The organism is Sphingomonas abaci (assembly GCF_014199625.1).
Lineage (GTDB): Bacteria > Pseudomonadota > Alphaproteobacteria > Sphingomonadales > Sphingomonadaceae > Sphingomonas > Sphingomonas abaci.
The window spans coordinates 469550-493934 of sequence record NZ_JACHNY010000001.1 but is presented as its reverse complement, the minus strand read 5'-3'; the positions used below and the strand labels follow the sequence as shown (position 1 = coordinate 493934).

Here is a 24385-nt window from a genome sequence, read left to right as displayed (position 1 = left end):
GCAGGATGGGATGGGGGCGCGGGGCAGTCGTTCGGGGACCCGCGCCCACCATCAGAATCTGTAGACGGCAGAGGCGAGGAAGCTGCGCGGCCGTTCGGGCAGGACGATCGTGCTGCCGAACAATTCGGTGAAGTTGGCCCGGAAGTAGCGCGCGTTGGTCGCGTTCTTGACGACCAGGCGGAACAGCCACGGTCCGGTCTGGTACGATGTCGAGAGATCGACCAGCGTGTAGCCGGGCAGGCGCACCGCCTGCGACTGGCCGGAAAAGACCGAGTCCACCTTCACGACGCTGCCGCTGACCGACAGGCCGTTGTCGAAGCCATAGGTGGCGGTGGCGGAATAGAGGTTGGCGGGGATGCCGGCGCGGCGGGCCTGATCGCGGTTGGCGATCGGCACCAGGCCGATCGGCTGCCCGCCCAGATACAGCGTCGGGTCGGAGACGTTGACCAGGTCCTCGATGCCGAAGAAGCTGAACAGCGAGCCGGCCTGCAGGCCGGTCAGGTTGACGACCTCCGTATGGGTATAGGCCCCGGTCACCAGCAGGTGGCGGTCGACCGCCCAGCGGGCCTCGGCCTCCACGCCCTTGGTTTCGACCGCCTGGTTGACGGTGATCGACTGGATGTTGAAGTCGGTGCGGTTCTGCTTGTAGACCGACAGCGCCGCATAAAGCCGCTCGCCCAGCCAGCTTCCCTTGATGCCGCCCTCGTACAGACGAGAGGTCGACATGAAGCCCGATGCCACCGCCTCCGGCAGGACCTCGGCGCCCTGGCCCACCACGATCGTCGATTGCTGCGAAGCGGTGGCATAGGGGATGAGCCCGAAGGGCAGCTTGTACGAGGCGCTGGCGGTCCACGACCAGCCGTCGTCGTTGCCCTTGGCCGCATCGAGCGTCGGCACCCGTCCCATCACCGCCGTGTCGTAGCGCGACGAAGCGTCGACCGTATCGTAGCGGCCACCCAGCAGCAGATCGAGCCCGAAGCTGAAGTCGAGGTCGACCAGCGCGGCGATGCCATAGTCGGTCGTGTGGCCGAAGACGCGGTCGGTATAGCCGCAATTGCATTCGGTCGCCAGCAGTCGGTTCGAGGCTGGCGTATAGCCCTGCGTCAGGTCGACACGTGAGAAATATTCATAGTCGAAATCGTCGCCATAGTCGAAATGGACGTAGCGTACGGACGGTGAGAGCTGGCCCGAGAATGTTCCGATGCCGGTGTCGATCGACTTGGCGACGACGATCTTGTCCTCGATGACGTAGGATCTGACGCGCTGCGAGAAGCCGTAATCGTTGTTGTTGATATTGCGGGTATGATCGAAGAACAGTTGGTTCTTGACGGTCAGCTTGCCCGGTCCGTCGAAGGTGACGTCGTAGTAGAGCGTCGTCTGCTGGTTGTGCAGCTTGTCGTTCACGCCGGTCAGGACGTCGCGGCGGCTGAGCGTGGTGGTGCCGGTATCGACCAGGTTGAGCTGCGGATAGGTCCGGGTGAAGCAGGCATTGGTGAAGCCGCTGGCGAAGGGGCTGAACGTGCTGTCGGGGCAGGAGAAATTGCCGAAGATCGACAGGCCGCCGGGGATCGATGCGTTGATCTCCCCTTGCGAGATCTGGCCGTCGCCATTGGTGTCCAGCGGCTTGGCGGTGCCGGTGATATAGGTGCCGTCGTCGACCAGCTTCTGGGTCAGGCGGTTCCAGCCGCCATTCTGCTGACCCTTGAAATTCTGGTACTGGCCGCCGAACTCGATCCGGACCCGGTCGGTCAACTGATGGTCGAATGCGCCTTGCAGGATCGTCTGCTTGGTCGACATGTTGCGGTAATAGCTGCCCGAGTCCTCGACCTCCGCATAGAGGCTGTAGCCGAGATCGGCGCCCGGCAGGTGCAGCGGCCCGCGCACCTCGGCGCGCAGATTGTTGCGGTCCCAACTGCCGCCGGTGTAGCCGACCTCGCCCCTCGGACCGCTGAGCAGCGCGCCGCCCGCGACCCGCGCCGATTTCGGCACGAAGTTGAGATAGCCACCGGTCTTGGATGGGCCATAGATGGGCGAGGCGGGGCCGCGCACGATATCGATCCGGTCGGCCGCCGCGATCGGGGTCGGATAGTTGCCGGCATTGTCGAGCCGGCGGACGCCGCGGAAATAGGTCTCGCCCGGCGTGCCGCGAATGTCGAGCGCGCCGCCGACGCCGAAGAAGGAGTTGGTGAAGGTGCCGGGCGACTGGGCGACGAGATCGTAGATGTCGGTGATGCCGAACCGCTCGATCTGTTCGACGCTGATCGTCGAGGCGGAGCGCGGCGTTTCCACCAGCGTCTTGTCGAAGCCGAATACCGAACCGACATCCTTGACCGGCAGGGCGCCGAGCGCGCCCGTGACGACGATCTCGTCACCCGCCTGGGGTTCGGCTTCGGTCGACGCGGGGGTCGGCGTCGGGACGAGTGTCGTCGCGGGGGACGTCGTCGCGGCGGGCGCGTCCTGGGCGGAGGCGGGCGTAGTCATCGCCGTACCGCACAGCAGCGACAGGATCATGGCCAGGCCGGCGCGGCGCACCGGCTGCGCGTCGTGTCGGTCGGTCGAGACCGGGCAAGCAAGCGTCATCATCGTCAGCCCCCTTGTGACGGCCGATCCATTCCCCGGGACCGGTCCATCGCGCGTGTTCCTGCCTCTCCCCCCATGTCCGTGCCGGTGCATGATCGCCGTCGCCACGGCCGTCGCGATGCGGGCTGACGCTGGGTAGCCAGGGTGGATGTCTGACCTGGTGATTGACCTAGGTCGCGTGATCGTTGCATTCAAACGCAATGATGACGATGATCCGTTGCGAAAATTAGCGCATGCCGGCGCTGTCGCGATTCATCCGCTATTTCATGGCGGTCGGGCGGCTCGGGTCGATCCGGCGCGCGGCCGACGAGCTGTCGGTGTCCGCCTCCGCCATCGACCGCCAGATCCTGAATGCCGAGGCGCGGCTGGGCGTGCAGCTGTTCGAGCGGCTGCCGACCGGCCTGCGGCTGACGGCGGCGGGCGAGGTGATGATGGCGGCGGGCGGGCGCTGGCAGAAGCAGCTCGTCGATACCCTGTCGCAGATCGAGGATCTGCGCGGTCTGAAGCGCGGCCATGTCGACGTCGCGGTGATCGACGCGCTGGCCAAGGGCTATATGCCCGCCGCCCTCCATGCGATCCAGCGGAGCCATCCCGGCATCACGATCGGGGTGCATGTGCTGGGCAACGAACAGGTGCGCCGCGCGATCGCCGCCAATGACGTCGATTTCGGCATCCTGTTCGACCCGCAATCCTATCAGGATCTGACGGTACGGGCCTTTGTCGACGTGGTCCTGGGCATCGTCGCGCCGCCCGGCCATCCGCTGGCGGGCAAGGCCAGCGTCCGATTCTCCGAATGCGACGGCCAGTCGGTCATCCTGCCCGCCGCGCCGCTGGCGGTGCACCAGCAGGTCGCGGTCCTGGAGGCGACCTCGGGCGTCACGCTGCACCGAAGGGTGACGTCCGACAACATCCAGATGATCGCCTCGTTGATCCAGGAGGGGGACAGCGTCGGCATCCTGACCTCGCTGGACGTCTCCACGGAAGTTCGCGCCGGGACGCTGGCGTTCGCCAGGATCGAGGACAAGGTGCTGCGCCCGATGACGCTGGCGCTGTGCACCGCGACCGCCCGCACGCCCTCCTATGCCGCGGCGATGGTGCTGCGCGAGATCGAGGCAGGCTTCACCCGCTTCGCCTATAGTCCGCCGGACGCCTGACGCCCGGCGGGACGGGCCAGCAGACGCCGCATCAGCGCTTCGAGCCGGGCCGGGTCGATCGTGCGGATCAGTTCTGCGCGCTGCTCGCCGATGCCCGGCTGATAGCCCGCAGGCCAGGAGAGCATGTCGCCATAGTTCGGCCCGAACTGGGTGTCGTAATCGACAAAGGCGGTGTCGCGCGCGGTGACGATCGACGGGTCGAGCCACACGCCCACGGCGATCTCGTCCCACATCGGAAAGCCGGGTTCGAGCGCCCCGATCCACGCCGCGAGGGCGGGCGGGGCCACCGCGCGCAGTCGTGCGATCAGCGCCGGGGTCAGTTCGGTCGCGGTCGACGGATCGGTGGGGATGACGGTGATGTGCCGCCACGGACTGCGCGAGACGATGCTGGCCGCCTCGGGATCGAAGCGGGCGTTGAACTCGCGGCGTGGGGAGTGGATGAACTCCCGCGCGAACTGGGTGGCCGAGACGCTGCCGAGCACCTGCCGGGGATTGAGGCTGCCGCCCATATAGACCAGCTCCTTCGCCAGCCCCGCAAAGGCGGGATCGAGCCGCTGCGCCAAGGCGAGGTTGGTGAGCGGGCCCATCGCGATGATCGTCACCTGCCCGGGATGTTCGTGCACCATCCGCAGCAGGAAGTTGGCGGCGATTTCAGGCGAGGGGCGGGTGGTCGGATTGCCGTCGGGCAGGTCGACGGGATCGTCGGGGCGGTGATAGTCCGGGGTGCTCTGCTGCGTCGGCTCGACCCATTGCCGCATGAACGCGCCCTTCCAGATCAGCTTGCCGTACAGCGCCTCCCAGCGTTCGGTCAGCGCTTCCGAATTGACCAGCGGATAGGTCGCGCCCTGCACCACGGGGACGGTCCGCCCCATCCGCTCCACGCCCTTCAATGCCATGGCGGTGGCGCGGTTGGCCCAGACATTGCCGGTGACGGTGGTGATGCCCAGCACCTCGACGTCGGGGGCATCGAGCAGCATCGCATGGCTGAGCCCGAAGCCTTCGTCATCGATGACGACCAATCGGCGTGCCTGCTGAGCCTGCGCCGGCACGGCGGCGGCGAGCAGGGCCATCAGGCCCAGAAACAGCGTGCGCATCATTTCGTCCCCCGATCCCAGGCGCAATCGCCCATCACATAGGTCCGCGCCACGGTGCGGTCGTCACCCAGCACCTGCATGGCGAACAGCCGGGCCGCCAGATCGGCGCCGGCGGTCCGGCGGGCGAGGAGCGGCGTCGCCGCGTCGTCCAGCACGACGAAATCGGCCTCCTGTCCCGGTAGCAGCGCACCGACCCGGTCGGCGATGCCGAGCAGCGACGCGCTGCCCGCCGTGGCAAGATGCAGTGCGCGGAAGGGATCGAGCCGTACCTCCCGGGCGAGGGCGGCCTGATAGGCGACGCCGCCGGTGTGCAGCATGGAGAAGGACGTGCCCGCGCCGATATCCGTGCCCAGGCCCAGCCGCAGGCGGTGCGCATCGGCCTGCCCGAAATCGAAAAATCCCGAGCCGAGGAACAGGTTGGAGGTGGGACAGATGGCGATCCCGGCTCCGGCCTCCGCAAGCCGCGCGCAACTGCGATCGGTCAGGTGGATGCCGTGTGCGAAGACCGAGCGCGGGCCGACCAGCCCGAACCGGTCATAGACGTCGAGATAGTCGTGCGCCTGGGGGAAGCGTTCGGCGACGGCGGCGCATTCGTGCCGGTTCTCGGCCAGATGGGTGTGGAGCAGGACGTCGGGGTTCGCGTCGAGCAGCGCGGCGGCCTGTCGCATCTGTTCGTCGGACGAGGTCAGCACGAAACGCGGCGTCACCGCATAGCCCAGCCGTCCGCGCCCGCGCCACCGGCGGATCAGCGCCTCGCTGTCGCTCCGCGCGGTCTCGGCCGTGTCGCGCAGGCCGTCGGGGCCGAGGTCCATCAGCACCTTGCCCGACAGGATCCGCATCCGCCGGTCGAGCGCGGCATCGAACAGGGCGTCGACCGATCCGGGATGCACGGTCGGGAAGACCAGCGCGCTGGTCGTGCCGTGGCGGAGCAATTCCGCCAGGAACGCCTCGGCGACGGCGGCGGCGTGCGACGGATCGGCGAACGCCATCTCGGCGGGGAAGATATGGCGCTCGAGCCAGTCGAGCAGTTGCTCGCCATGGGAGGCGATCCGGTCCATCTGCGGATAGTGGACGTGCGCGTCGACGAAGCCGGGGACGACGAGCCCGGGGAGACGCTCGACCGGCAGGCCGGCGAAGCGGGGCGCCAGCGTCGCGTGACTCCCGCGTGCCACGACCAGCCCGTCCTCGACCGCGAGCAGGCCGTCCGGCTCGTGCCGGATCGCGCCCGGATCGTCGCGGGGATCGGCCGACACAGACAGGAGTTCGGCGCGGAACAGGCGTAGCGTCATGGATGGTCCGGCGTTGTGGCAGCGGCGCCGCCGCCGAGGGCGAGAAGCTGGGCGAGGACGGACAGCGCGATGACCTCGGGTTCCTTGCCGGCGATCGCCGCTAGTCCGATCGGACAGGTCAGCCGGGCGCGCGCTTCGACCGGCACCTCGTCGCGGGTCAGCCGGGCGAGGAAGCGCGCGCGCTTGGTCGCCGAGCCGATCAGCCCGACAAAGGCGAGCGGTCGCGTCAACGCAGCCCGGGTGAGCCGATAGTCGAGGCCATGGTCGTGCGTCAGGATCAGGACGGCCGCCTTGTCGGGCGCATCCGCGAGACAGGCGGGCAGGCGATCCTCGTCGACGATCGTGACGCCGGCGAATCCGGCCATGGCCGGGCGGCTGTCAAACCAGGCGAGCCGCACGGGCAGGCCCGCGATCCGGCGAGCGATGGCCTGGCCGACATGCCCGGCCCCGAACAGGTAGAGCGGCCGCTGCCACTGGCCGCAGCGCTCGGTCCATTGCGCCCCGACGCCGGGGCGATCGTCGCGGGCCGATAGCGGGACGATCGCGGCCGCCGGCGAGATCGCGCGCGCGACATGGCCCGAATGCAGCATGGTCGTCAGCGTCGCGCCGGCCGCCGCCGCCTCGATCCAGTCGAGCGCGGCGGGATCGACCCGCTCGATCAGCAGGCGCACCCGGCCGCCGCAACATTGGCCGAGCAGCGGTCCGAGCGGATAATCCTGGATGCGCCATGTACCCGGCGGATGCGCGAGGATCGCGCGCGCCTGCTCGGTCGCCTGATGCTCGAGCGCGCCGCCGCCGATCGTGTCGAACGATGCGTCGCCCGCGACCAGCATCCGCGTGCCGGCGCCGCGCGGGGCGGAGCCTTCGGTGGCGAGGACCGTGACCAGCGCGAGCGGTTCGTCGGGCGCGACGGTGCGCAGCCGCGCCAGCCATGGCTCGGTCATGCGCGGTGCGCGGCGATCGCGCGCAGGATCGCCTCCGGCGTGGCCGGCGCGTCGAGCGGCGGGAAGGCGCGCCGGTCGGGCGCGGTCGCGGCGATCGCCTCGCCCAGCGCCGACAGGACGCATTGGGCGAGCATGAAGGGGGGCTCGCCGACGGCTTTCGACCGGTTGATGGTCGGCTCGACATTCTCGCCGTCCCACAATGCGATCGACAGGCGGGCGGGGCGGTCGGCGGCGGTGGGGATCTTGTAGGTGGCGGGCGAGTGGGTCAGCAGCCGGCCGTCGTCGGCGAACACCAGTTCCTCCGTGGTCAGCCAGCCCTGGCCCTGCAGGAACCCGCCCTCGATCTGGCCCAGGTCGATCGCCGGGTTGAGCGAGCGGCCGACGTCATGAAGGATGTCGACGGCGAGCACCCGATGCTCGCCGGTCAGCGTGTCGACCACCACCTCGGCACAGGCCGCGCCGTACGCGAAATAATAAAAGGGCCGGCCACGATGCGCCGCGCGGTCATAGGCGATGCCGGGCGTCGCGTAGAAGCCGGTCGACGACAGCGACACCCGCGCCAGATGCGCCTTGCGGCAGAGGGTGGCGAAGGGGATCGTCTCCGCGCCTGCGACGATGCCGGCCGGGGTGAAACGGACGTGGCTTGGCTCGCAGCCGCCGATCGATGCCGCGACGCCGGCCAGCCGGTCGCGGATGGTGCGCGCCGCCTCGAACGCCGCCATGCCGTTCAGATCGGCGCCGGACGAGGCGGCGGTGGCGGAGGTATTGGGCACCTTGTCGGTGCGGGTCGCGGTGATGCGGACGGCGCTGGCCGGCACGGCGAAGACGTCGGCGACGACCTGCGCGACCTTGATGTAGAGGCCCTGGCCCATCTCCGTGCCGCCATGGTTCACCTGGATGCTGCCGTCGGCATAGACGTGCACCAGCGCGCCGGCCTGGTTGAGATGGGTGGTGGTGAAGCTGATGCCGAACTTGACCGGGGCGAGCGCGATCCCCTTCTTCAGCACCGCGTGGCCCGCATTGAACGCGCCGACGGCGGCGCGGCGCGCATCATAGTCGCAGTCGTGGCGCAACCGGGCGATCAGCGCCGGCGCGATATTGTCGGCGATCGTCATGCCATAGGGCGTCACGTCCCGCCCCGGGCCGTACAGATTGGCGATGCGGACCTCCAGCGGGTCGCGCCCCAGCGCGGCGGCGACGACATCGATCACCCGCTCGATCGCCAACATCCCCTGCGGCCCGCCGAAACCGCGAAAGGCGGTGGCGGAGACCGTGTGCGTCTTCAGCCGTTCCGACAGGATTTCCACCGCCGGCAGCCAATAGCTGTTGTCGGCATGGAACATCGCCCGGTCGTTGATCGCCGGCGACAGGTCCACCGTCGCGCCGCATCGCGACGCCAACCGCAATTTGAGGCCGAGGATATGGCCGTCCGCGTCGAAGCCGACGTCATAGCCGATCTCGAAATCATGGCGTTTGCCGGTCAGGACCATGTCGTCGTCGCGGTCGCAGCAGAATTTGGCGGGACGCCCGGTCTTCGCCGCGACCAGCGCGGCGGCGGCGGCGAAGGGAGCCGCCTGCGTTTCCTTGCCCCCGAACGCGCCGCCCATGCGGCGGACCTCGACCGTGACGTCGGCAGAGCCGACGCCGAGCAGGTCGGCGACGAGATGCTGGACCTCGCTGGGGTGCTGGGTGGAGCTGGCGATATGAACCTGTCCGTCCTCGCCGGGGCGGGCGAGCGCGACCTGACCCTCGAGATAGAAATGGTCCTGCCCGCCCATCGCGAAGCGGCCGGAGCGGCGATGCGGCGCGGCTTCGAGCGCGGCGGCCGCGTTCCCGCGCGCCATGCGCTGCGTGGGTTCGATCAGCGACGCGGCGGCACGCGCGCCCGCGATCGTCAGCAGCGCGGGGCGTGGGGCATAATCGATCCTGCCGAGCCGCGCTGCGCGCCGCGCCGCGCCCCGGCTGATCGCCGCGACCAGGAAGACCGGCTGGCCGCGATAGATCACCTCGCCATCGGCCAGCAGCCGGTCGTCATGCGCGACGGGGCTGACATCGTTCTGGCCTGGAATGTCGGCCGCGGTGAAGACCGCGACGACCCCCGGCGCGGCGCGGACCGCCGATAGGTCGATGGCGACGATCGCGGCATGGGTCTCGCTCGACTGGCCGAAGGCCAGGTGCAGCAGGTCGGCGGGTTCGGGTTCGTCGTCGACATAGCGCGCGGCCCCGGTGACGTGGAGGAGCGCGCTGTCGTGCGGCAGCGACGGCTTCGCGGCCGGCAGGGTCGCGACGGGCAAGGGGTCGGGACGGTCGGCCATCAGACCAGTTCGCGCACCGAGACCGGCTCGCCCCGTTCGCGATGCCACAGCCGCCAGAGGAGGTTGCCCGCCGCCTCGTGCCGGTAGCCGGCACTGCCGCGCACATCGGTCAGCGGTGCGAAATCCTCGCGCAATGCTGCGATGGCACCGGCGATCGTCGCTTCGGAGAAGGGCGCGTTGGTCAGCGCCGCCTCACAGGCGGGGGCGCGGCGCGGGGTGGCGGCCATGCCGCCGAACGCGACCCGTGCGGTCTCGACGACCCCGCCCCTTACCGTCAGGTGGAACGCGCCGCAGACGGCGGAGATGTCGCTGTCGAAGCGACGCGACAGCTTGGCGATATGGATGATCGCGTCGGCGGCGGGGCGGGGGATGTGGATGCGCTCGACGAACTCGCCCGGCGCGCGATCCTGACGGCCATAATCGAGGAAATACGCCTCCAGCGGCAGCGTCCGCCGCGTGTCGCCCCGGCGCAGGGTCACGCGTGCGCCGAGCGCGATCAGGGCCGGCGGCCCGTCGCCGATCGGCGAGCCATTGGCGATGTTGCCGCCGATCGTGCCGGCGTTGCGGACCTGCAAGCCGCCGATCCGCCGCACCAGCTCGCCCAGGTCGGGATGAAGCCGGGCGAGCGCGTCATGCGCCTCGGCATAGCGGACCGCCGCGCCCAGCGTCACCCCGGCGGCATCCTCCGCGATCGTGCGCAGTTCGGGTACGTCGCCGATGAACACCGGCGTGTCGATGGCGCGCAGGCCCTTGGTCACCCACAGGCCGACATCGGTGGCCCCGGCGATCAGCCGCGCGTCGGGGCGGTCGAGCAGCAGCGCGGCGAGCGCGTCCACCGAGCGGGGCGCGAACCAGGCGGGCGACGCGTCAGGGGCCTGCGCCGTGCGCAGGTCGCGCAGCACGGCGGCCAGCGCCGCATCGTCGCGGTCGATCGATGGCACCGCTTGCGCGGCGTCGAGGATCGGGCCGTAGCCGGTGCAGCGACACAGGTTGCCGGCGATCACGTCGGCGACGGGCAGCGCGTGCCCCGCCGCGCCGATCGCGCGACCATAGAGCGACATGACGAAGCCCGGCGTGCAGAAACCGCATTGCGAACTGCCGTTGCGCGCCATGCAGGACTGGAGCGGGGTCGGCGTGCCGCCCGGCGACAGGCTTTCCACCGTCAGCACCGCCTTGCCGTCGATCATCGGCAGGAACAGGATGCAGGCATTGACCGCGCGCCACGCGACCCCGTCGGCGACGGGCTCGCCGACCAGCACGGTGCAGGCGCCGCAATCCCCCTCCGCGCAGCCTTCCTTGGTGCCGGTGCGGCGCAGGCGGTAGCGGAGATGATCGAGCAGGGTCGCGGTCGGCGCGGCATCGGCGACCTCGACGACCGCATCGTCGAGCAGGAAACGGATCGTCATCGCCTCACGCTCCGCCCATCCAGACGAAGCGGGCGACGAACAGCCCGGCGAGCAGGAACAGGAACCCGTCGGCGCGCGTCGCCTGTCCGCGAATCGCCTTCAGCACGGCATGGGCGGTGATGCCGAACGCCAGCCCGTTGGCGATGGAGAAGGTCAGCGGGATCATCGCCACCGTCAGGAAGGCGGGGATCGCCGCCATCGGATCGTCCCATTGCACCTCGACCAGCGGCAGCAGCATCAGGCCGCCGACGACGATCAGCGCGGGAGCGGTCGCGGCGAGCGGCACGAGCTGTGCGTAGGGAGCGACGAACAGGGTGGCGAGGAACAGCAGGCCGGTGACGATGGCGGTCAAGCCGGTGCGCCCGCCCGCCTGCACCCCCGCCGCGCTCTCGACATAGCTGGTCACGGTGCTGGTTCCGGCGACCGCGCCGACGATGGTGGCGACCGCGTCGGTCAGCAGGATGCGGTTCAGCCGGGGAATGCGGCCGGCCGCGTCGATCAGCCCGGCGCGCTTCGTCACGGCGACCAGGGTCCCGATATTGTCGAACAGGTCGACGAACAGGAACACGAACAGGATCTCGAACAGACCCAGGCCGTGCCGTCCGCCCGCGCCGAACACGCCCGCCAGATCGACCCGGAACGCGGTCTCGGTCAACATGGTCAGGCTATAGGGTCGGGGCGTCATCGCGACCTGCCCGGTGGCCCAGGCGATGGCAGTGGTGGCGACGATGCCGATCAGCATCGCGCCGCGCACGTTCCAGATGCTGAGCACCGCGATCAGCAGCAGGCCGAGCAGCGCCAGCGCCGCGCCGGGGGCCGTCAGCGGGCCGAGCGCCACGAGCGTCGCCGGACTGGCGACGACGATGCCGGCATTCTTCAGCCCGACAAAGCCGATGAACAGGCCGATCCCGCCCGCCACCGCCGCGAACAGATGCGGCGGGATGACCGACACGATCAACTGCCGCACGCCGGTCAGCGTCAGCACCAGGAAGCAGACCCCGGAGATCAGCACGCAGCCCAGCGCCACCGGCCACGGAATGCCCATCTGCTGGACGACGGTGAAGCTGAAATAGGCGTTCAGGCCCATGCCCGGCGCCAGCGCGAGCGGCACGTTGGCGACCATGCCCATCAGGATCGACGCGAAGGCGGCGGCGAAGCAGGTGGCGGCGGCGACCGCCGCGACCGGCATTCCTGCCTGGCCCAGGATCGCCGGGTTGACCAGCACGATATAGGCCATGGTGAGGAAGGTCGTGGTGCCGGCGAGTATCTCGGTCCGGACCGACGTGCCCCGCTCGGCGAGCCGGAAACGGCGTTCCAGCGCGGCCGCCGCCGGTCCGTCCATCGCTGCCGTATCGCTCATGCCGTCCCCCGGAACCCAGCCTGCCGCCCCTCATGCCAGCGGGCAGTTGCGCGATCTACAGCAATCAATGGCATCGATCGTTGCGGAAATGAGCGCACCCCCCGCCGCCATTCCGGCAACGCCACGTGCCGGATATTGCGATGGGCGCGCTGCGATGCGGCCGGTAGACGGCGGGGCAGGGGCCTGCGCCGCGATCCGCGGGCATCATGGGGGGAAGCGGATGAGCGCCCGTTGCAACGACGGTGGCCGACGCGCGCGCGCCGGCGGAAGAGGGGCGACGATGATGCTGTTCGCGGCGGCGATGCTCGGCGGCGCGACAACGCCGCGCGGCACGATGACGCCCGAAGCCCGCACGGCCGCCTATCTGGACAGCATCGCCGACAGCCCGCCGCGGCTTCGCCTGTTCCTGCGCGCCATGCCGAAGGGGGGCGACCTGCACAATCATGCCGGCGGCGCGATCTATGCCGAGGACATGCTGGCCTGGGCGGCGGCGGAGGGGCTATGTCTGTCGACCGCGCCGGCCCGGGTCGCGCCATCGCCATGCGATGCGCCCGGCCGGGTCGCGGCGGCGGACCTCGTCCGCGACTATCCGCGCTACGCCGCCTTCGTCGACGCCTTCTCGACGCGGGGGTTCGAGGCCGGAACCGGCGATCCGCGGGTGTCCGGCTATGATCGCTTCTTCTCGACGTTCGACGCCTTCTGGCCGATCGCCGCCCGGCATGGCGGCAAGGTGATTGCCACCGCGCGTCAGCAGGCCGCCGCCGATGGCGTCTCCTATGCCGAGTTGAGCGTCGGTTCGGCCGCGACGCAGTCCTTGCTGGCGAAGGTCGGCGCCGGCGACGGCGATGGGGTAGACCTGGCGGCGCTCTACGCCAGGATCGCGCCCGACCTGCCCGACGCGGTGCGGGCGACCCGGACGCAATATGACGCCTATGAAGCGGAGATGGCCGCGATCGACGGCTGCGCCACGCCCGCCCCGAAGCCGGCCTGCGCGACCGACATCCGCTATCACTACGCCGCCATCCGCACCCGGCCGCCGGCGCAGGTGTTCGCCGAACTCGCGCTGGGATTCGCCCTGGCCCAGGCCGATCCACGCTTCGTCGGGGTCAACATCGTCGCGCCCGAACATGATCCGGTCGCGCGGCGGGACTATGCCCTGCACATGCGGATGCTGCATTTCCTGACGATCCGCCACCCCGGGGTTCCGCTGTCGCTGCACGCGGGCGAACTGACGCTGGGGCTGGTGCCGCCACGCGACCTGGCCTTCCACATCCAGGACGCGGTCGCGGTCGCCGGTGCGCGACGCATCGGGCACGGGGTCGCCATCGCCTATGAGACCGACGCGCGCGCACTGCTGGCGCGCATGGCCCGCGACCGGGTGGCGGTGGAGATCAACCTGACCAGCAACGCGGTGATTCTGGGGATCAAGGGACGCGATCACCCGCTGTCGCTCTATCGCCAGGCGGGCGTGCCAGTAGTGCTGTCGACCGATGACGAAGGCGTGTCACGCAGCGACATGACCAACGAATATCTCCGCGCGGTGACCGAGCAGCGGCTGCGCTATCGCGACCTGAAGCAGATGGCGCGGGATTCGCTCCATTATGCGTTCCTGCCGGGGACAAGCATCTGGCAGGATCGCGCCGGCGGCCCGCGCGTGGCGGCGTGTCGCGACGTCGATGCGGCGGCATGCCGCGCTCTTGCCGCCGCCCATCCGAAAGCACGGCTCGAAGCCCGGCTCGAGCGCGACTTCCGGCGCTTCGAGCGGCAGGGCTATTGACCGGCATCGATCCAGGGGGGGGGGGTGCGCGCAATTTGCGCACGCTCGAAGCGGAATATTGCGCTTCTGTAGTGCGCGTCGCCGACGCTAACACCGGGGGACTGGCAGCGCCCGGGGCCGGCGGCCGGACCCGTGGGGAGACGACGACATGACCCAAGCGACCGACGACGAGCGCCGCCTCCTCCTGATCGAGGCCGAGCGCCTGGGGCTAATCGTGCCGCCGGCCGCGATCGCCGGCGTCGTCGCCAACCAGCGCCTGCTGGCGCGCCATTACGACGTGGTGCACGGAGCGTTGGCGGACGAGGCGCCATGATCCGTGTGCCGGATACGGCGAGCGCCATCGCCGCCGGGGTTCGCGATGGCCGGCTGTCCGCTCAAGGGATCGCACTTGACACGCTCGACCGCATCGCGCGACACGATGGTCTGAACGCGGTCACCCGGCTGTTGGGGCAACGGGCGCTGGCCGATGCGGCGCGGGTCGATGCCGCCGTCGCAGTCGGGCGCGATCCCGGCCCGCTCGCCGGCGTGCCCTTCGCGGTCAAGGATCTGTTCGACGTGGCCGGCGAGACGACCAGCGCGGGCGCGCGGCAACGGGCTGGCGCGCCGGCGGCAGGCCAGGACGCCGAAGTCGTCGCGCGGCTGTGCGCGGCGGGGGCGGTGCTGGTCGCGACGACCAACATGGACGAATTCGCCTATGGCTTCTCGACCGAGAACGCGCATCACGGCACCACCCGCAACCCGCACGATCCGGAACGGTTGGCGGGGGGATCGTCGGGCGGGTCGGCGGCGCTGGTCGGGGCGGGGCTGGTCCCGCTGGCGCTGGGTTCGGATACCAACGGCTCGATCCGCGTACCCGCCAGCCTGTGCGGTCTGTTCGGGCTGCGGCCGACCTTCGGCGCGGTGTCGGTCGCGGGTGTCTATCCCTTTGTCGAGCGGCTCGACACGGTCGGATGTTTCGCCCGGTCGCCCCAGGATCTGGCGATCGCCCATGCGGTGATGCTCGGCCAGGCGCTGACGCCGGCCGCGGGCGGACGCCCGCGCGTCGCGGTGCTGGGCGGATGGTTCGCGGGGCGGGCCGCTGCCGGCGTGCTGGCGGGGATCGATCGGATCGCCGCGCATCTGGAGGCGGGGCCGCCGGTCGTGCTGCGGTCCGCCGCCGCGGCGCGGTCCGCGGGCTTCCTGCTGACCGGGGCGGAGGGCGGGCATCGCCACCTGTCCGCGCTCCGCCGCGATGCCATGGCGTTCGATCCGGTCACGCGCGACCGGTTGATCGCGGGCGCGCTCCAGCCCGTGGCCGCGGTGCGGGACGCCGAGCGGATCGCCCGGCGTTTCGTCGACGAGGTCGCCGACGCGCTTGTCGACCACGACCTGTTGCTGGCCCCCGCCACGCCGATGTCGGCGCCCCGCATCGATGCGACGACGATCGTCGTGGACGGCCAGACGCTGTCTGCCCGCGCCGATCTCGGTCTCCATACCCAGCCGCTGAGCCTCGCGGGCGTGCCGATCCTGTCGGCGCCGCTCCGCCAGCCAGACGGCACGATGCCGATTGGCGTGCAGCTGATCGCCGGGCCGGGGCGCGAGACCTTGTTGTTCGAGACGGCGGCTTCGCTGGTCGCGGCGGGTTTGGTCGCCTGTTCGCCCGCACCGGTGCGGGCGGAGGCGGCATGATGCGGGCGACCCCCTGTTCCCTGCGCGGCATGGTCAGCGCGCCGCACCACCTGGCCGCGCAGGCCGGGCGCGACGTGCTGGCCGATGGCGGCAGCGCGGTCGAGGCGGCGGTGGCCACCGCCGCCTGCCTGGCGGTCGTCTATCCGCACATGACCGGCATCGGCGGCGACGGTTTCTGGCTCGTCGCCGAACCCGACGGGCGAAGCTGGGCGATCGATGGCAGCGGCGCGGCGGCGATGGCGGCGGATCGCGACCTGTACCGCGATCACGCGACGATCCCGTGGCGCGGGCCGCTGGCGGCGAACACGGTGGCGGGGACGGTCGCGGGATGGCAGGCGGCGTTGCGGCGGAGCGGCGCCACCCTGCCGCTTGGCCGGCTGTTGCGCGATGCGATCCATCATGCGCGGACCGGGGTGGTCGTCACCGCGGGCGGGGCGCAAGTCGCGGCCGCCGTGTCCGGCGCGCTCCGCCCCTTGCCTGGCGACTATGCCCGCATCTTCGAACCTCTGGGCCGACCGCTTGCCCAGGGCGACATGCTGCGCCAGCCGGCGCTGGCGGCGACGCTGGAGCGGCTGGCGGGCGATGGATTGGACGGCTTCTATCGCGGTGCGCTGGCGCAGGCGATCGCCGGCGATCTCGCCGCGCTGGGCAGTCCGCTGGCGGCGGCCGACCTTGCCGCGTTCGATGCGCGGCCGGTCGCGCCGCTCGCGGTGGGGATCGCGGGCGCGCGGCTGCTCAACCTGCCGCCACCGACGCAAGGGGTCGCGTCGCTGCTGATCCTCGCCCTTTTCGACCGGTTAAGCGCGACCGAACCCGACGGGTTCGACCATGTCCACCGGCTGGTCGAGGCGACGAAACAGGCATTCCGCTGGCGCGACGCGCATGTCGGCGATCCCGCGACGATGACGGCGGACGCCCAGACGCTGCTCGACGATGCCGCCAGGCTCGATCGCATGGCCGGCGCGGTCGATCTCGCCCACGCGGCGCCTTGGCCGCATCCGCCGGCCTTGGGCGACACGACCTGGTTCGGCGCGGCCGATGCGCGCGGCCAGGTCGTCAGCTGCATCCAGAGCACCTATTTCGAGTTCGGATCGGGCATCGTGCTGCCGCGCACCGGCATCGTCTGGCAGAACCGGGGCTGCTCGTTCGCGCTGGGTGGCGACGGTCCCAACCGGCTGCGGCCCGGCGCCCGCCCGTTCCATACGCTGAACCCGGCGCTGGCGCGGTTCGACGATGGCCGGGTCATGGCCTATGGCACCATGGGCGGCGAGGGGCAGCCGCAGACCCAGGCGACGCTCTTCACCCGCTACGCGCTGTTCGGCCAGTCCTTGCAGGCGGCGGTGGATGCGCCGCGCTGGCTGCTCGGGCGGACCTGGGGCGACCCGAGCACCACGCTGAAGATCGAGACGGGGTTCGATCCGGCGCTATACGCGACGCTGGCGGCGGCGGGCCATGCGGTCGAACGCGTGCCGGCCTGGTCGTCGATGATGGGCCATGCCGGCGCTGTCGTGCGCCATGCGGACGGCAGGATCGAGGGCGCCACCGACCCGCGCAGCGACGGGATGGTCGCGACATGGTGACCGAGGGCGCGTCCGGCGCACGCGCCGCCGCGCGCTGCCGCGAATTGTCGCGCGCGCCATATAGCGACCGGGCCGACCGGCTGTTCCGTGGCTGGCTGACGCCGGCGCACCGCGCCACGATCGAGCGGGTCGGCGCGTGGATGGAGCAGGCGGGCATGGAGGTGCGCCGCGACGCCGCGATCAACCTGATCGGGCGGTACGAAGCCGCGCGCCCGGACGCCCCCGCGCTGGTGATCGGCAGCCATCTCGACAGCGTATGCGACGGCGGCGCCTATGACGGGCCGCTGGGAGTGATGCTGGGCATCGAATGCGTCGCGGCGCTCCACGCGCAAGAGCGACGCCTGCCCTTCGCGATCGAGGTGATCGGGTTCGGCGACGAGGAGGGATCGCGCTTTCCCGCCGCGATGCTGGGCAGTCGCGCGGTCGCGGGCACGCTGGCGGCGGGGGCGGCCGACATGGTCGATGCGGACGGGATCAGCGTCGATGCGGCGCTGCGGGCCTTCGGCAGCGCGGCGGCCTGGCTAACCGGTGCGCACCGTCCGCCGGGCACGATGCTCGCCTATCTGGAGGCGCATATCGAACAGGGACCGGTGCTGGAGGCCGAGGGGCTGGCGCTCGCCACCGTCACCGGCATCGCCGCGCAACTACGCTGGGACGTGACGGTGACCGGCGTCGCCGGCCATGCCGGGACGGTGACCATGGGCCTGCGCCGCGACGCGGTGGCCGCCGCCGCACGGATGGTGTCGGCGATCGAGGACATCGCGCTTTCCGACGCGTCCGAACTGGTCGCGACCGTCGGGCGGATCGCGGTCGCGCCGGGCGCGGCCAATGTGATCGCGGGCGACGTTCGGTTCACCGTCGATATTCGCGCGGGCACCGCCGATCGCCGCGACCGCGCCGCCGCCGCGATCCGCACGGGGCTCCACGCCATCGCCGACGCGCGTGGCGTCCGGATCGCCATCGCGACGGTCCACGACCTGCCGCCATGCCCCTGCGACCCCCGGCTCATGGAGCGGCTCGACGCGGCGATCGTCGCCACCGGGCAGCCGGCGCGCCGGCTGATGTCGGGGGCGGGGCACGACGCGATGGCGATGGCCGCGCTGGGACCAGTCGCGATGCTGTTCGTGCGCTGCGCCGGGGGGGTCAGCCATCATCCGGCGGAACAGGTCGATCCCGCCGATGCCGACGCCGCCTTCGCCGCGATGCGCGGCTTCATCGATCGATTGGGAGACGAGCATCGTGACGCCTGACCTGTTCGGCGAGATCGACCCGCCGCAGCGGCTGCTGATGGGGCCGGGCCCGGTCAATGCCCATCCCCGCGTGCTGCGAGCGATGAGCGCGGATCTGCTCGGCCAGTTCGATCCGGAAATGACCGGCTATATGAACCAGGTGATGGCGCTTTATCGCCCGGTCTTCGGCACGGACAATCACTGGACCTTCCTGATCGACGGCACCGCGCGCGCCGCCATCGAGGCGTCCTTGGTGTCGCTGCTGGCGCCCGGCGACCGGCTGCTGGTGATCGATTTCGGCCGGTTCGGGCTGTTGCTGCAGGAGATCGGCGATCGCATCGGCGCGCAGGTCGAACGGCTCTCGGCGCCCTGGGGCCAGACGGTGCCGCTCGACGCCATCGCCGATGCGATCGCGCGCACCGCGCCGATGGTCGTCGCCTGCGTCCATGGCGATACCTCGACCACCATGGCGCAGCCGCTCGACGGGGTCGGCGAACTGGCCCGAGCGGCGGGGGCCTATCTCTATGTCGATGCGACCGCGACGATCGGGGGAATGGAAGTCGCCACCGACCGCTGGGGTGCGGACGTGGTGACCGGCGGCTTGCAGAAATGCCTGGGCGGGCCGTCGGGCTCGGCGCCGATCACCGTCTCGCCGCGCGCTGCCGAGCGCATCCTGGGCCGGCGGCATGTCGAGAAGGGCTTACGCCGCGACGATCTGCGCGACGCGGGCGGGGTGCGGATCGGCACCAATTATTTCGATCTCGCCATGGTCATGGATTACTGGTCGGAGAAGCGGCTCAATCACCATACCGAGGCGACCACCATGCTCTACGGCGCGCGCGAATGCGCCCGCGTCGCGCTGGGCGAGGGGTTGCCCGCCCGGTTCGCTCGGCATGCGGCGGCGGGGCGGGCGGTGGTGGCGGGGGCGCGTGCGCTGGGGCTGGAGGTGTTCGGCGACGATCGCTTCCGCATGACCAACGTCACCGGCCTCCTGATCCCGCCCGGCGTCGACGGTGAGCGGGTCCGCGCCCGGATGCGCGAGGAATTCGAGATCGAGATCGGCACCGCCTTTGGCCCCTTGCAGGGCAAGGTCTGGCGGATCGGCGCGATGGGCTACAACGCCATGAAGCACAAGGTGCTGCTGACGCTGGCGGCGCTGGAGGCGGTGCTGCGCGCCGAGGGACTGACGCTGCCCGCCGGGGCCGGGGTCGATGCCGCGCTCGAAAGCTATGCCGCATGAGCGCCGCTCGCGACTTGATCGGCTATGGGGCGTCGCCGCCCGATCCGCGCTGGCCCGGCGGCGCGCGCGTCGCCGTCCAGTTCGTCGTCAATGTGGAGGAGGGGGCGGAGAACTGCATCCTGAACGGCGATGCCGGGTCCGAGGCGTTCCTGTCGGAGATGGTCGGCGCGGCGAGCCATCCCGCGCGCGCCATGGCGATGGAGAGCCTGTACGAATATGGCGCGCGAGCCGGGTTCTGGCGGCTGCACCGATTGTTCGCCGAGCGGCAGGCGCCGGTGACGGCGTTCGCGGTCGCGACCGCCATCGCCGCCAACCCGGCAATGGTCGATGCGATGCTGTCCGCCGATTGGGAGATCGCCAGCCACGGCCTTCGATGGATCGATTACCAATATGTCCCACCCGAGGTGGAGCGCGCGCATATCGCCGAGGCGATCGCGCTGCACGCCCGCCTGACCGGTGCGCGACCGCTCGGCTGGTATCAGGGACGCACCTCGCCCGCGACCGCAGCGCTGGTCGCGGCTGAGGGCGGGTTCGTCTACGACGCCGACAGCTATGCCGACGACCTGCCCTATTGGGATCGTCGCCATGCGGAGGTGAACGGCGGTCGCGCGCAGCTGATCGTGCCTTATACGCTCGACGCCAACGATATGAAGTTCGTCGCCTATAACGGCTTCGCCGATGGCGAGCCGTTCTTCCGCTATCTGCGCGACACGTTCGAGCAGTTGCGCCGCGAGGGCGGGCGGATGATGTCGGTGGGCCTGCATGGCCGCATCGCCGGCCGGCCGGCCCGCGCGGCGGCGCTGGCCCGCTTCGTCGACCATGTGATCGCGAGCGGCGACGCGTGGATCGCCCGCCGCATCGATATCGCCAGACACTGGCAGCAGGTGCACCCGGCATGACGCCCGAGATGACGATCGACGATCCCGACGTCGTGGCGGAGGTGACCGCCGCCTTCATGGCTTACGAGGCGGCGCTGATGGCCGACGACGTGCCGGCGATGGACCGGCTGTTCCACGACCATCCGACCACCATTCGCTATGGCGTCGGCGAGGTGCTGTACGGCGCCGACGCGATCCGCGCCTTCCGCAAGGGACGCGGCGGGTCGCCGCAGCGCCGGCTTGGCACGGTCGCGATCCACAGCTTCGGCCGCGACCACGCCACCGCCCATGCCGAATTCGTCCGCAAGGGCGACCGTCGGCGCGGGCGGCAGAGCCAGATGTGGGTCCGGTTCGCCGATGGCTGGAAGGTCGTCGCCGCGCATGTCTCGATCGAGGGAGCGGGATCATGAGCGGCATCGATTTCAACACGCTGCCGCATCAGGCCTTCGTCGCACGTTATGCCGGCGTGGTCGAACATTCGCCCTGGGTGGTGGAGCGCGCGGCGGCGCGGCGGCCCTTTGCCGATCTGGCGGCGGGCATCGCGGCGGTGCTGGCGGATGCGACCCCCGACGAGCGCCTGTCTGTGATCCGCGCCCATCCCGAGCTGGCCGGGCGCGCGGCGGTGGCCGGCACGCTCACCGCGGAGTCGCGGAGCGAACAGGCCTCGGCCGGGCTCGACCGGATGGAGGCGGAAGCGGTCGAACGCTTCCACGCGCTCAACGCCGCCTATCGCGCGCGGTTCGACTTCCCCTTCATCATCTGCGTCCGGCGGACCGACCGGTCGGGCATCCTGCGCGCGATGGCCGAGCGGCTGACCCATGATCGCGCAACCGAGGTGGCGACCGCGCTGGACGAGATCGGCCATATCATCCGCCTGCGCCTGGAGACCCTGGCATGACCCGCCCCATCGGCCTCGCCGCCCTGGCCGAACAGGTCGCGACCGACCTGGAACGCCTTGCTTATGGCGGACCTGCCTGGACGGTGCCGCAGACGCATGACGACAGCCATGTGCACGACGTGATCATCGTCGGCGGCGGCCAGAGCGGCCTGGGTGCGGCGTTCGGGCTGCTGCGCGAGCGTGTGTCCGACATCCTGGTCCTCGACGAGAACCCGGCAGGCTATGAGGGGCCATGGGACACGTATGCGCGGATGATGACGCTGCGCACGCCCAAGCATCTGACCGCGATCGACATGGGGCTGCCGTCGCTGACCTTCCGCGCCTTCTGGGAGGCGCAGCATGGCCGTGCAGGATGGGACGCGCTGGACAAGATCCCGCGCCGCGACTGGATGGCCTATCTGCGCTGGTACCGGGCCGTGCTCGACCTGCCGGTCCGCAACGAGGCGCGGGTGACGCTGATCGAGCCGCTGCACGGCCGGTTCCGCGTCCATCTGGCCGGCGGCGCACCACTGCTCGCGCGCAAGGTCGTGCTCGCGACCGGCATCCAGGGCGGCGGCAACTGGCACGTCCCACCGCTGGTGCGCGACCGATTGCCGCCAACGCGCTATGCCCACACCTCCGCGGCGATCGACTATGCGGCGCTGGCTGGCAAGCGGATCGCGCTGCTGGGGGCGGGGGCGTCGGCGTTCGACAATGCCCATGCCGCGCTGTCCGCCGGGGTGGCGGAAGCGCATGTGTTCGTCCGGCGTCCGGCGCTGCCGCAGGTGAATCCGATCCGCCACATGGAGCGCAGCGGCATCATCGGACGCTTCGCCGCGCTGGACGATGCCGCGAAATACCGGATGATGGTTGCGTTTTTCGATCGCAGCCAGCCGCCAACCAACGACACGTTCGCGCGGGCGTCGGCGTTGCCCGGTTTCCACCTGCATCTCGGCGCGCCATGGCTGGATGTGGCCGACGCCGGAGACGGCGTCGTGGTCACCACAGCGGGCGGGGCGGAGCGGTTCGATTTCCTGGTCCTCTCCACCGGACTGGTCACCGATCCGTCGCTCAGGCCCGAACTGGCGCTGGTCGCCGAGCGCATCGCGCGCTGGTCGGATCGATACCGCCCGGCGGACGGGGCCGGCGTCCATCCGCTGATCGATGCGCATCCCTATCTCGGGCCGAACTTCCAGTTGCTGCCGCGCGATCCGGGCGATGCGGCGGCCCTGCACGGGCTTTTCGCATTCAACTATTCGGGTCTCATCAGCCTGGGCCTCTCGGCATCGGCGCTGTCGGGGCTGCGACATGCGCTGCCCCGGCTGGTCGCGGGGGTGGCCGACCAGTTGTTCCTCGACGACCGCGACGCGATGATCGCCGCCTATCTCGACTATGACGAACCGGAGTTCACCGGATCATGGCCGCGCGTAGAGGTGGTGGCGTGAGCGCGACGCTGTCCACCCATGTGCTCGACACGGCCCATGGCCGGCCGGCCGGCGGGATCGCCGTCACCCTGCTCGACGGCGGCGGTGTCGCGATGTTCGAGGGCGTGACCGATGCGGATGGGCGATGTCCCGCGTTGGCCGCGCTGCGCCTGCCGCCCGGCCGCCACGCGCTGCGCTTTGCGGTGGCCGATTATTTCCACGGCCAGGGTGTGGCGCTGGCCGATCCGCCCTTCCTCGACCGGGTGACGGTCGACTTTGGGATCGCGCGGGATGGCGGCCATTATCATGTGCCGCTGCTGGTATCCCCCTATGGCTATTCGACCTATCGGGGCAGTTGATCGACTGCCGGCGCGCGATCGCCCGATCGGTCGTTGGATAGGGATGCGACGATCGGCTTTCCTGTCCCCCGGTCTTGGAAGCTGGCCGTCGGTTTCGGGCGATCACCAGCCGCGCGCACCCGGACTTCCGTTGGGTCACAGGGGGAGCGGCAACGTTCCGGAATAGGGATGACGGGCGCATCCTGGATTTGGATGATGAACCCTGGGGCGACGTGGACTGGTTGATCCGCAGGGACGGGGAGGTCAACCATGTCCGCCACCCCGGTCGTCCGGCTGGTCACAGCGGCTCCCCAGGCGGCGTCCCGCATGAGCGGATGGCCTCAACCGATATTCTTGGCCTTCGCCGCCGCGATCAGTTCCTGTTGGATCTGCGCGCCGCCGGCCGCCGGCACCGTCTCGACCCCACGATCGCCGATCGCGTCCCAGCGCTTGACCACCTGTTCGGCCGCATCCTCGCCGTCTCCGATATAGGCGCCGCCGGTCAGCGTGACATAGGCGCGCTCGAAATGGCCCGCGCCGCCCGCCAGGATCGCGCGGGTCGGCGCATCCTTGCTGACCAGCGTGATCAGGCCCGGGCTGACATGTTCCGGTTGCAGAAGCGCCTTCATCGGCGGCGGCAGAAGACTGTCGGTCATCGCGGTCGCCGCCGTCGGTGCGAGGCAATTGACGCGAATATTGTTCTTCGCGCCCTCGATGGCGAGCGTCTGCATCAGCCCGACCAGCGCCATCTTGGCGGCGCCGTAGTTCGACTGGCCGAAATTGCCGAACAGGCCGGATGACGACGTCGTCATGACGATCCGGCCGTAATTCTGGTCGCGCATCAGGCCCCATACGGCCTTGGTGCAGAGGACCGCGCCCATCAGGTGCACCTCGACGACGAGGCGGAAGTCGTCGACGGACATCTTCGCGAACGATGCGTCGCGCAGGATGCCGGCATTGTTGACCAGGATGTGCACCGTGCCGAACGCGTCGCGGGCGGCGTCGACCATGGCGTCGACCTGCTTCGCGTCGGTGACCGACCCCGTCACCGCGATCGCCTCGCCACCCGCGGCGCGGATGTCCTCGGCGACCCGAGCGGCGCCGTCGCCCAGATCGTTGACCACGACCCTGGCGCCGTGGCGGGCGAGCAGAAGGGCATGGGCGCGGCCAAGGCCGCCACCCGCGCCCGTCACGATGGCGACGCGTCCGTCCAGTAACATCATCCTGTCCTT

General features: G+C 70.5%; 20 protein-coding genes. 12 read left to right on the top strand and 8 right to left on the bottom strand.

Going from position 1 to position 24385, the window contains the following annotated elements; genetic code table 11:
* Window positions 1-51 precede the first annotated feature (51 nt).
* A complete protein-coding gene (locus GGQ96_RS02190; RefSeq protein WP_221239745.1) occupies window positions 52-2583 on the bottom strand; it encodes a TonB-dependent siderophore receptor in 2532 nt (843 codons plus the stop codon).
* A 230-nt stretch (window positions 2584-2813) separates the two neighbouring features.
* Between GGQ96_RS02190 and GGQ96_RS02185 the strand changes: the two genes are divergently transcribed.
* On the top strand, window positions 2814-3734 hold the full coding sequence (locus GGQ96_RS02185; protein ID WP_184111077.1) for a LysR family transcriptional regulator: 921 nt from the start codon (window positions 2814-2816) through the stop codon (window positions 3732-3734).
* Here the strand turns inward: GGQ96_RS02185 and GGQ96_RS02180 are convergent.
* The 6 genes from GGQ96_RS02180 to GGQ96_RS02155 are packed head-to-tail and all read right to left on the bottom strand — an operon-like array spanning window position 3713 to window position 12142.
* On the bottom strand, window positions 3713-4828 hold the full coding sequence (locus tag GGQ96_RS02180) for a nucleoside hydrolase (protein ID WP_184111075.1): 1116 nt from the start codon (window positions 4826-4828) through the stop codon (window positions 3713-3715). The genes GGQ96_RS02185 and GGQ96_RS02180 overlap by 22 nt on opposite strands.
* A complete protein-coding gene (gene guaD / locus GGQ96_RS02175) occupies window positions 4828-6117 on the bottom strand; it encodes a guanine deaminase (protein ID WP_184111073.1) in 1290 nt (429 codons plus the stop codon). Before guaD ends, GGQ96_RS02180 begins: the two co-directional genes overlap by 1 nt.
* Window positions 6114-7061: a xanthine dehydrogenase accessory protein XdhC gene (xdhC, locus tag GGQ96_RS02170; RefSeq protein WP_184111071.1), complete on the bottom strand. Its 948-nt coding sequence runs from the start codon at window positions 7059-7061 to the stop codon at window positions 6114-6116. The genes guaD and xdhC overlap by 4 nt, the downstream gene beginning before the upstream one ends.
* The gene (xdhB, locus tag GGQ96_RS02165) at window positions 7058-9376 is read right to left on the bottom strand and encodes a xanthine dehydrogenase molybdopterin binding subunit (RefSeq protein ID WP_184111069.1); all 2319 of its coding nucleotides are present in this window, start codon (window positions 9374-9376) and stop codon (window positions 7058-7060) included. Before xdhB ends, xdhC begins: the two co-directional genes overlap by 4 nt.
* Window positions 9376-10782, bottom strand: a complete 1407-nt coding sequence (gene xdhA / locus GGQ96_RS02160) for a xanthine dehydrogenase small subunit (protein WP_184111067.1) — start codon at window positions 10780-10782, stop codon at window positions 9376-9378. Before xdhA ends, xdhB begins: the two co-directional genes overlap by 1 nt.
* A 4-nt stretch (window positions 10783-10786) precedes the next feature.
* On the bottom strand, window positions 10787-12142 hold the full coding sequence (locus GGQ96_RS02155; RefSeq protein WP_184111065.1) for an NCS2 family permease: 1356 nt from the start codon (window positions 12140-12142) through the stop codon (window positions 10787-10789).
* A gap of 280 nt (window positions 12143-12422) precedes the next feature.
* Here GGQ96_RS02155 and GGQ96_RS02150 point away from each other — a divergent pair, with 280 nt between their 5' ends.
* From GGQ96_RS02150 to uraH, 11 genes are all read left to right on the top strand, one after another.
* Window positions 12423-13919 (top strand): adenosine deaminase family protein, encoded by a 1497-nt coding sequence (locus tag GGQ96_RS02150; protein ID WP_184111063.1) that lies wholly within the window; start codon window positions 12423-12425, stop codon window positions 13917-13919.
* A 148-nt stretch (window positions 13920-14067) separates the two neighbouring features.
* Entirely contained in the window at window positions 14068-14232 is a 165-nt protein-coding gene (locus GGQ96_RS02145; RefSeq protein WP_184111061.1) for a hypothetical protein, read from the top strand.
* Window positions 14229-15587: an AtzE family amidohydrolase gene (locus GGQ96_RS02140; RefSeq protein WP_184111059.1), complete on the top strand. Its 1359-nt coding sequence runs from the start codon at window positions 14229-14231 to the stop codon at window positions 15585-15587. Before GGQ96_RS02145 ends, GGQ96_RS02140 begins: the two co-directional genes overlap by 4 nt.
* Window positions 15584-17167 carry a gamma-glutamyltransferase family protein gene (locus tag GGQ96_RS02135; RefSeq protein WP_281392601.1) on the top strand — a complete coding sequence of 528 codons (1584 nt, stop codon included), beginning with the start codon at window positions 15584-15586 and terminating at the stop codon, window positions 17165-17167. The genes GGQ96_RS02140 and GGQ96_RS02135 overlap by 4 nt, the downstream gene beginning before the upstream one ends.
* A complete protein-coding gene (locus GGQ96_RS02130) occupies window positions 17161-18417 on the top strand; it encodes an allantoate amidohydrolase (protein ID WP_184111057.1) in 1257 nt (418 codons plus the stop codon). The genes GGQ96_RS02135 and GGQ96_RS02130 overlap by 7 nt, the downstream gene beginning before the upstream one ends.
* A gap of 37 nt (window positions 18418-18454) precedes the next feature.
* The gene (locus GGQ96_RS02125) at window positions 18455-19636 is read left to right on the top strand and encodes a pyridoxal-phosphate-dependent aminotransferase family protein (RefSeq protein ID WP_221239790.1); all 1182 of its coding nucleotides are present in this window, start codon (window positions 18455-18457) and stop codon (window positions 19634-19636) included.
* A complete protein-coding gene (puuE, locus tag GGQ96_RS02120) occupies window positions 19633-20535 on the top strand; it encodes an allantoinase PuuE (RefSeq protein ID WP_184111053.1) in 903 nt (300 codons plus the stop codon). Before GGQ96_RS02125 ends, puuE begins: the two co-directional genes overlap by 4 nt.
* An 8-nt stretch (window positions 20536-20543) precedes the next feature.
* The gene (gene hpxZ, locus GGQ96_RS02115; protein ID WP_221239789.1) at window positions 20544-20924 is read left to right on the top strand and encodes an oxalurate catabolism protein HpxZ; all 381 of its coding nucleotides are present in this window, start codon (window positions 20544-20546) and stop codon (window positions 20922-20924) included.
* Window positions 20921-21412 (top strand): 2-oxo-4-hydroxy-4-carboxy-5-ureidoimidazoline decarboxylase, encoded by a 492-nt coding sequence (gene uraD / locus GGQ96_RS02110; RefSeq protein WP_184111049.1) that lies wholly within the window; start codon window positions 20921-20923, stop codon window positions 21410-21412. Before hpxZ ends, uraD begins: the two co-directional genes overlap by 4 nt.
* Window positions 21409-22836: an FAD/NAD(P)-binding protein gene (locus GGQ96_RS02105; RefSeq protein WP_184111047.1), complete on the top strand. Its 1428-nt coding sequence runs from the start codon at window positions 21409-21411 to the stop codon at window positions 22834-22836. The genes uraD and GGQ96_RS02105 overlap by 4 nt, the downstream gene beginning before the upstream one ends.
* Window positions 22833-23174 carry a hydroxyisourate hydrolase gene (gene uraH / locus GGQ96_RS02100; protein ID WP_343058895.1) on the top strand — a complete coding sequence of 114 codons (342 nt, stop codon included), beginning with the start codon at window positions 22833-22835 and terminating at the stop codon, window positions 23172-23174. The genes GGQ96_RS02105 and uraH overlap by 4 nt, the downstream gene beginning before the upstream one ends.
* A 320-nt stretch (window positions 23175-23494) precedes the next feature.
* Here the strand turns inward: uraH and GGQ96_RS02095 are convergent, their stop codons facing one another.
* Window positions 23495-24373 (bottom strand): SDR family NAD(P)-dependent oxidoreductase, encoded by an 879-nt coding sequence (locus GGQ96_RS02095; protein WP_184112169.1) that lies wholly within the window; start codon window positions 24371-24373, stop codon window positions 23495-23497.
* Window positions 24374-24385 lie beyond the last annotated feature (12 nt).

Excerpts from the sequence above, each read along its gene's own strand:
- GGQ96_RS02185 (WP_184111077.1), top strand. The coding sequence starts at position 2,814 with ATGCCGGCGCTGTCGCGATTCATCCGCTATTTCATGGCGGTCGGGCGG.
- GGQ96_RS02105 (WP_184111047.1), top strand. The coding sequence starts at position 21,409 with ATGACCCGCCCCATCGGCCTCGCCGCCCTGGCCGAACAGGTCGCGACC.
- xdhC (WP_184111071.1), bottom strand. The coding sequence starts at position 7,061 with ATGACCGAGCCATGGCTGGCGCGGCTGCGCACCGTCGCGCCCGACGAA.
- guaD (WP_184111073.1), bottom strand. The coding sequence starts at position 6,117 with ATGACGCTACGCCTGTTCCGCGCCGAACTCCTGTCTGTGTCGGCCGAT.
- uraD (WP_184111049.1), top strand. The coding sequence starts at position 20,921 with ATGAGCGGCATCGATTTCAACACGCTGCCGCATCAGGCCTTCGTCGCA.
- GGQ96_RS02095 (WP_184112169.1), bottom strand. The coding sequence starts at position 24,373 with ATGTTACTGGACGGACGCGTCGCCATCGTGACGGGCGCGGGTGGCGGC.
- GGQ96_RS02125 (WP_221239790.1), top strand. The coding sequence starts at position 18,455 with ATGGGGCCGGGCCCGGTCAATGCCCATCCCCGCGTGCTGCGAGCGATG.
- GGQ96_RS02140 (WP_184111059.1), top strand. The coding sequence starts at position 14,229 with ATGATCCGTGTGCCGGATACGGCGAGCGCCATCGCCGCCGGGGTTCGC.
- xdhA (WP_184111067.1), bottom strand. The coding sequence starts at position 10,782 with ATGACGATCCGTTTCCTGCTCGACGATGCGGTCGTCGAGGTCGCCGAT.
- puuE (WP_184111053.1), top strand. The coding sequence starts at position 19,633 with ATGAGCGCCGCTCGCGACTTGATCGGCTATGGGGCGTCGCCGCCCGAT.
- hpxZ (WP_221239789.1), top strand. The coding sequence starts at position 20,544 with ATGACGATCGACGATCCCGACGTCGTGGCGGAGGTGACCGCCGCCTTC.
- GGQ96_RS02180 (WP_184111075.1), bottom strand. The coding sequence starts at position 4,828 with ATGCGCACGCTGTTTCTGGGCCTGATGGCCCTGCTCGCCGCCGCCGTG.
- GGQ96_RS02150 (WP_184111063.1), top strand. The coding sequence starts at position 12,423 with ATGATGCTGTTCGCGGCGGCGATGCTCGGCGGCGCGACAACGCCGCGC.
- GGQ96_RS02190 (WP_221239745.1), bottom strand. The coding sequence starts at position 2,583 with ATGATGACGCTTGCTTGCCCGGTCTCGACCGACCGACACGACGCGCAG.
- GGQ96_RS02145 (WP_184111061.1), top strand. The coding sequence starts at position 14,068 with ATGACCCAAGCGACCGACGACGAGCGCCGCCTCCTCCTGATCGAGGCC.
- GGQ96_RS02155 (WP_184111065.1), bottom strand. The coding sequence starts at position 12,142 with ATGAGCGATACGGCAGCGATGGACGGACCGGCGGCGGCCGCGCTGGAA.
- GGQ96_RS02135 (WP_281392601.1), top strand. The coding sequence starts at position 15,584 with ATGATGCGGGCGACCCCCTGTTCCCTGCGCGGCATGGTCAGCGCGCCG.
- xdhB (WP_184111069.1), bottom strand. The coding sequence starts at position 9,376 with ATGGCCGACCGTCCCGACCCCTTGCCCGTCGCGACCCTGCCGGCCGCG.
- GGQ96_RS02130 (WP_184111057.1), top strand. The coding sequence starts at position 17,161 with ATGGTGACCGAGGGCGCGTCCGGCGCACGCGCCGCCGCGCGCTGCCGC.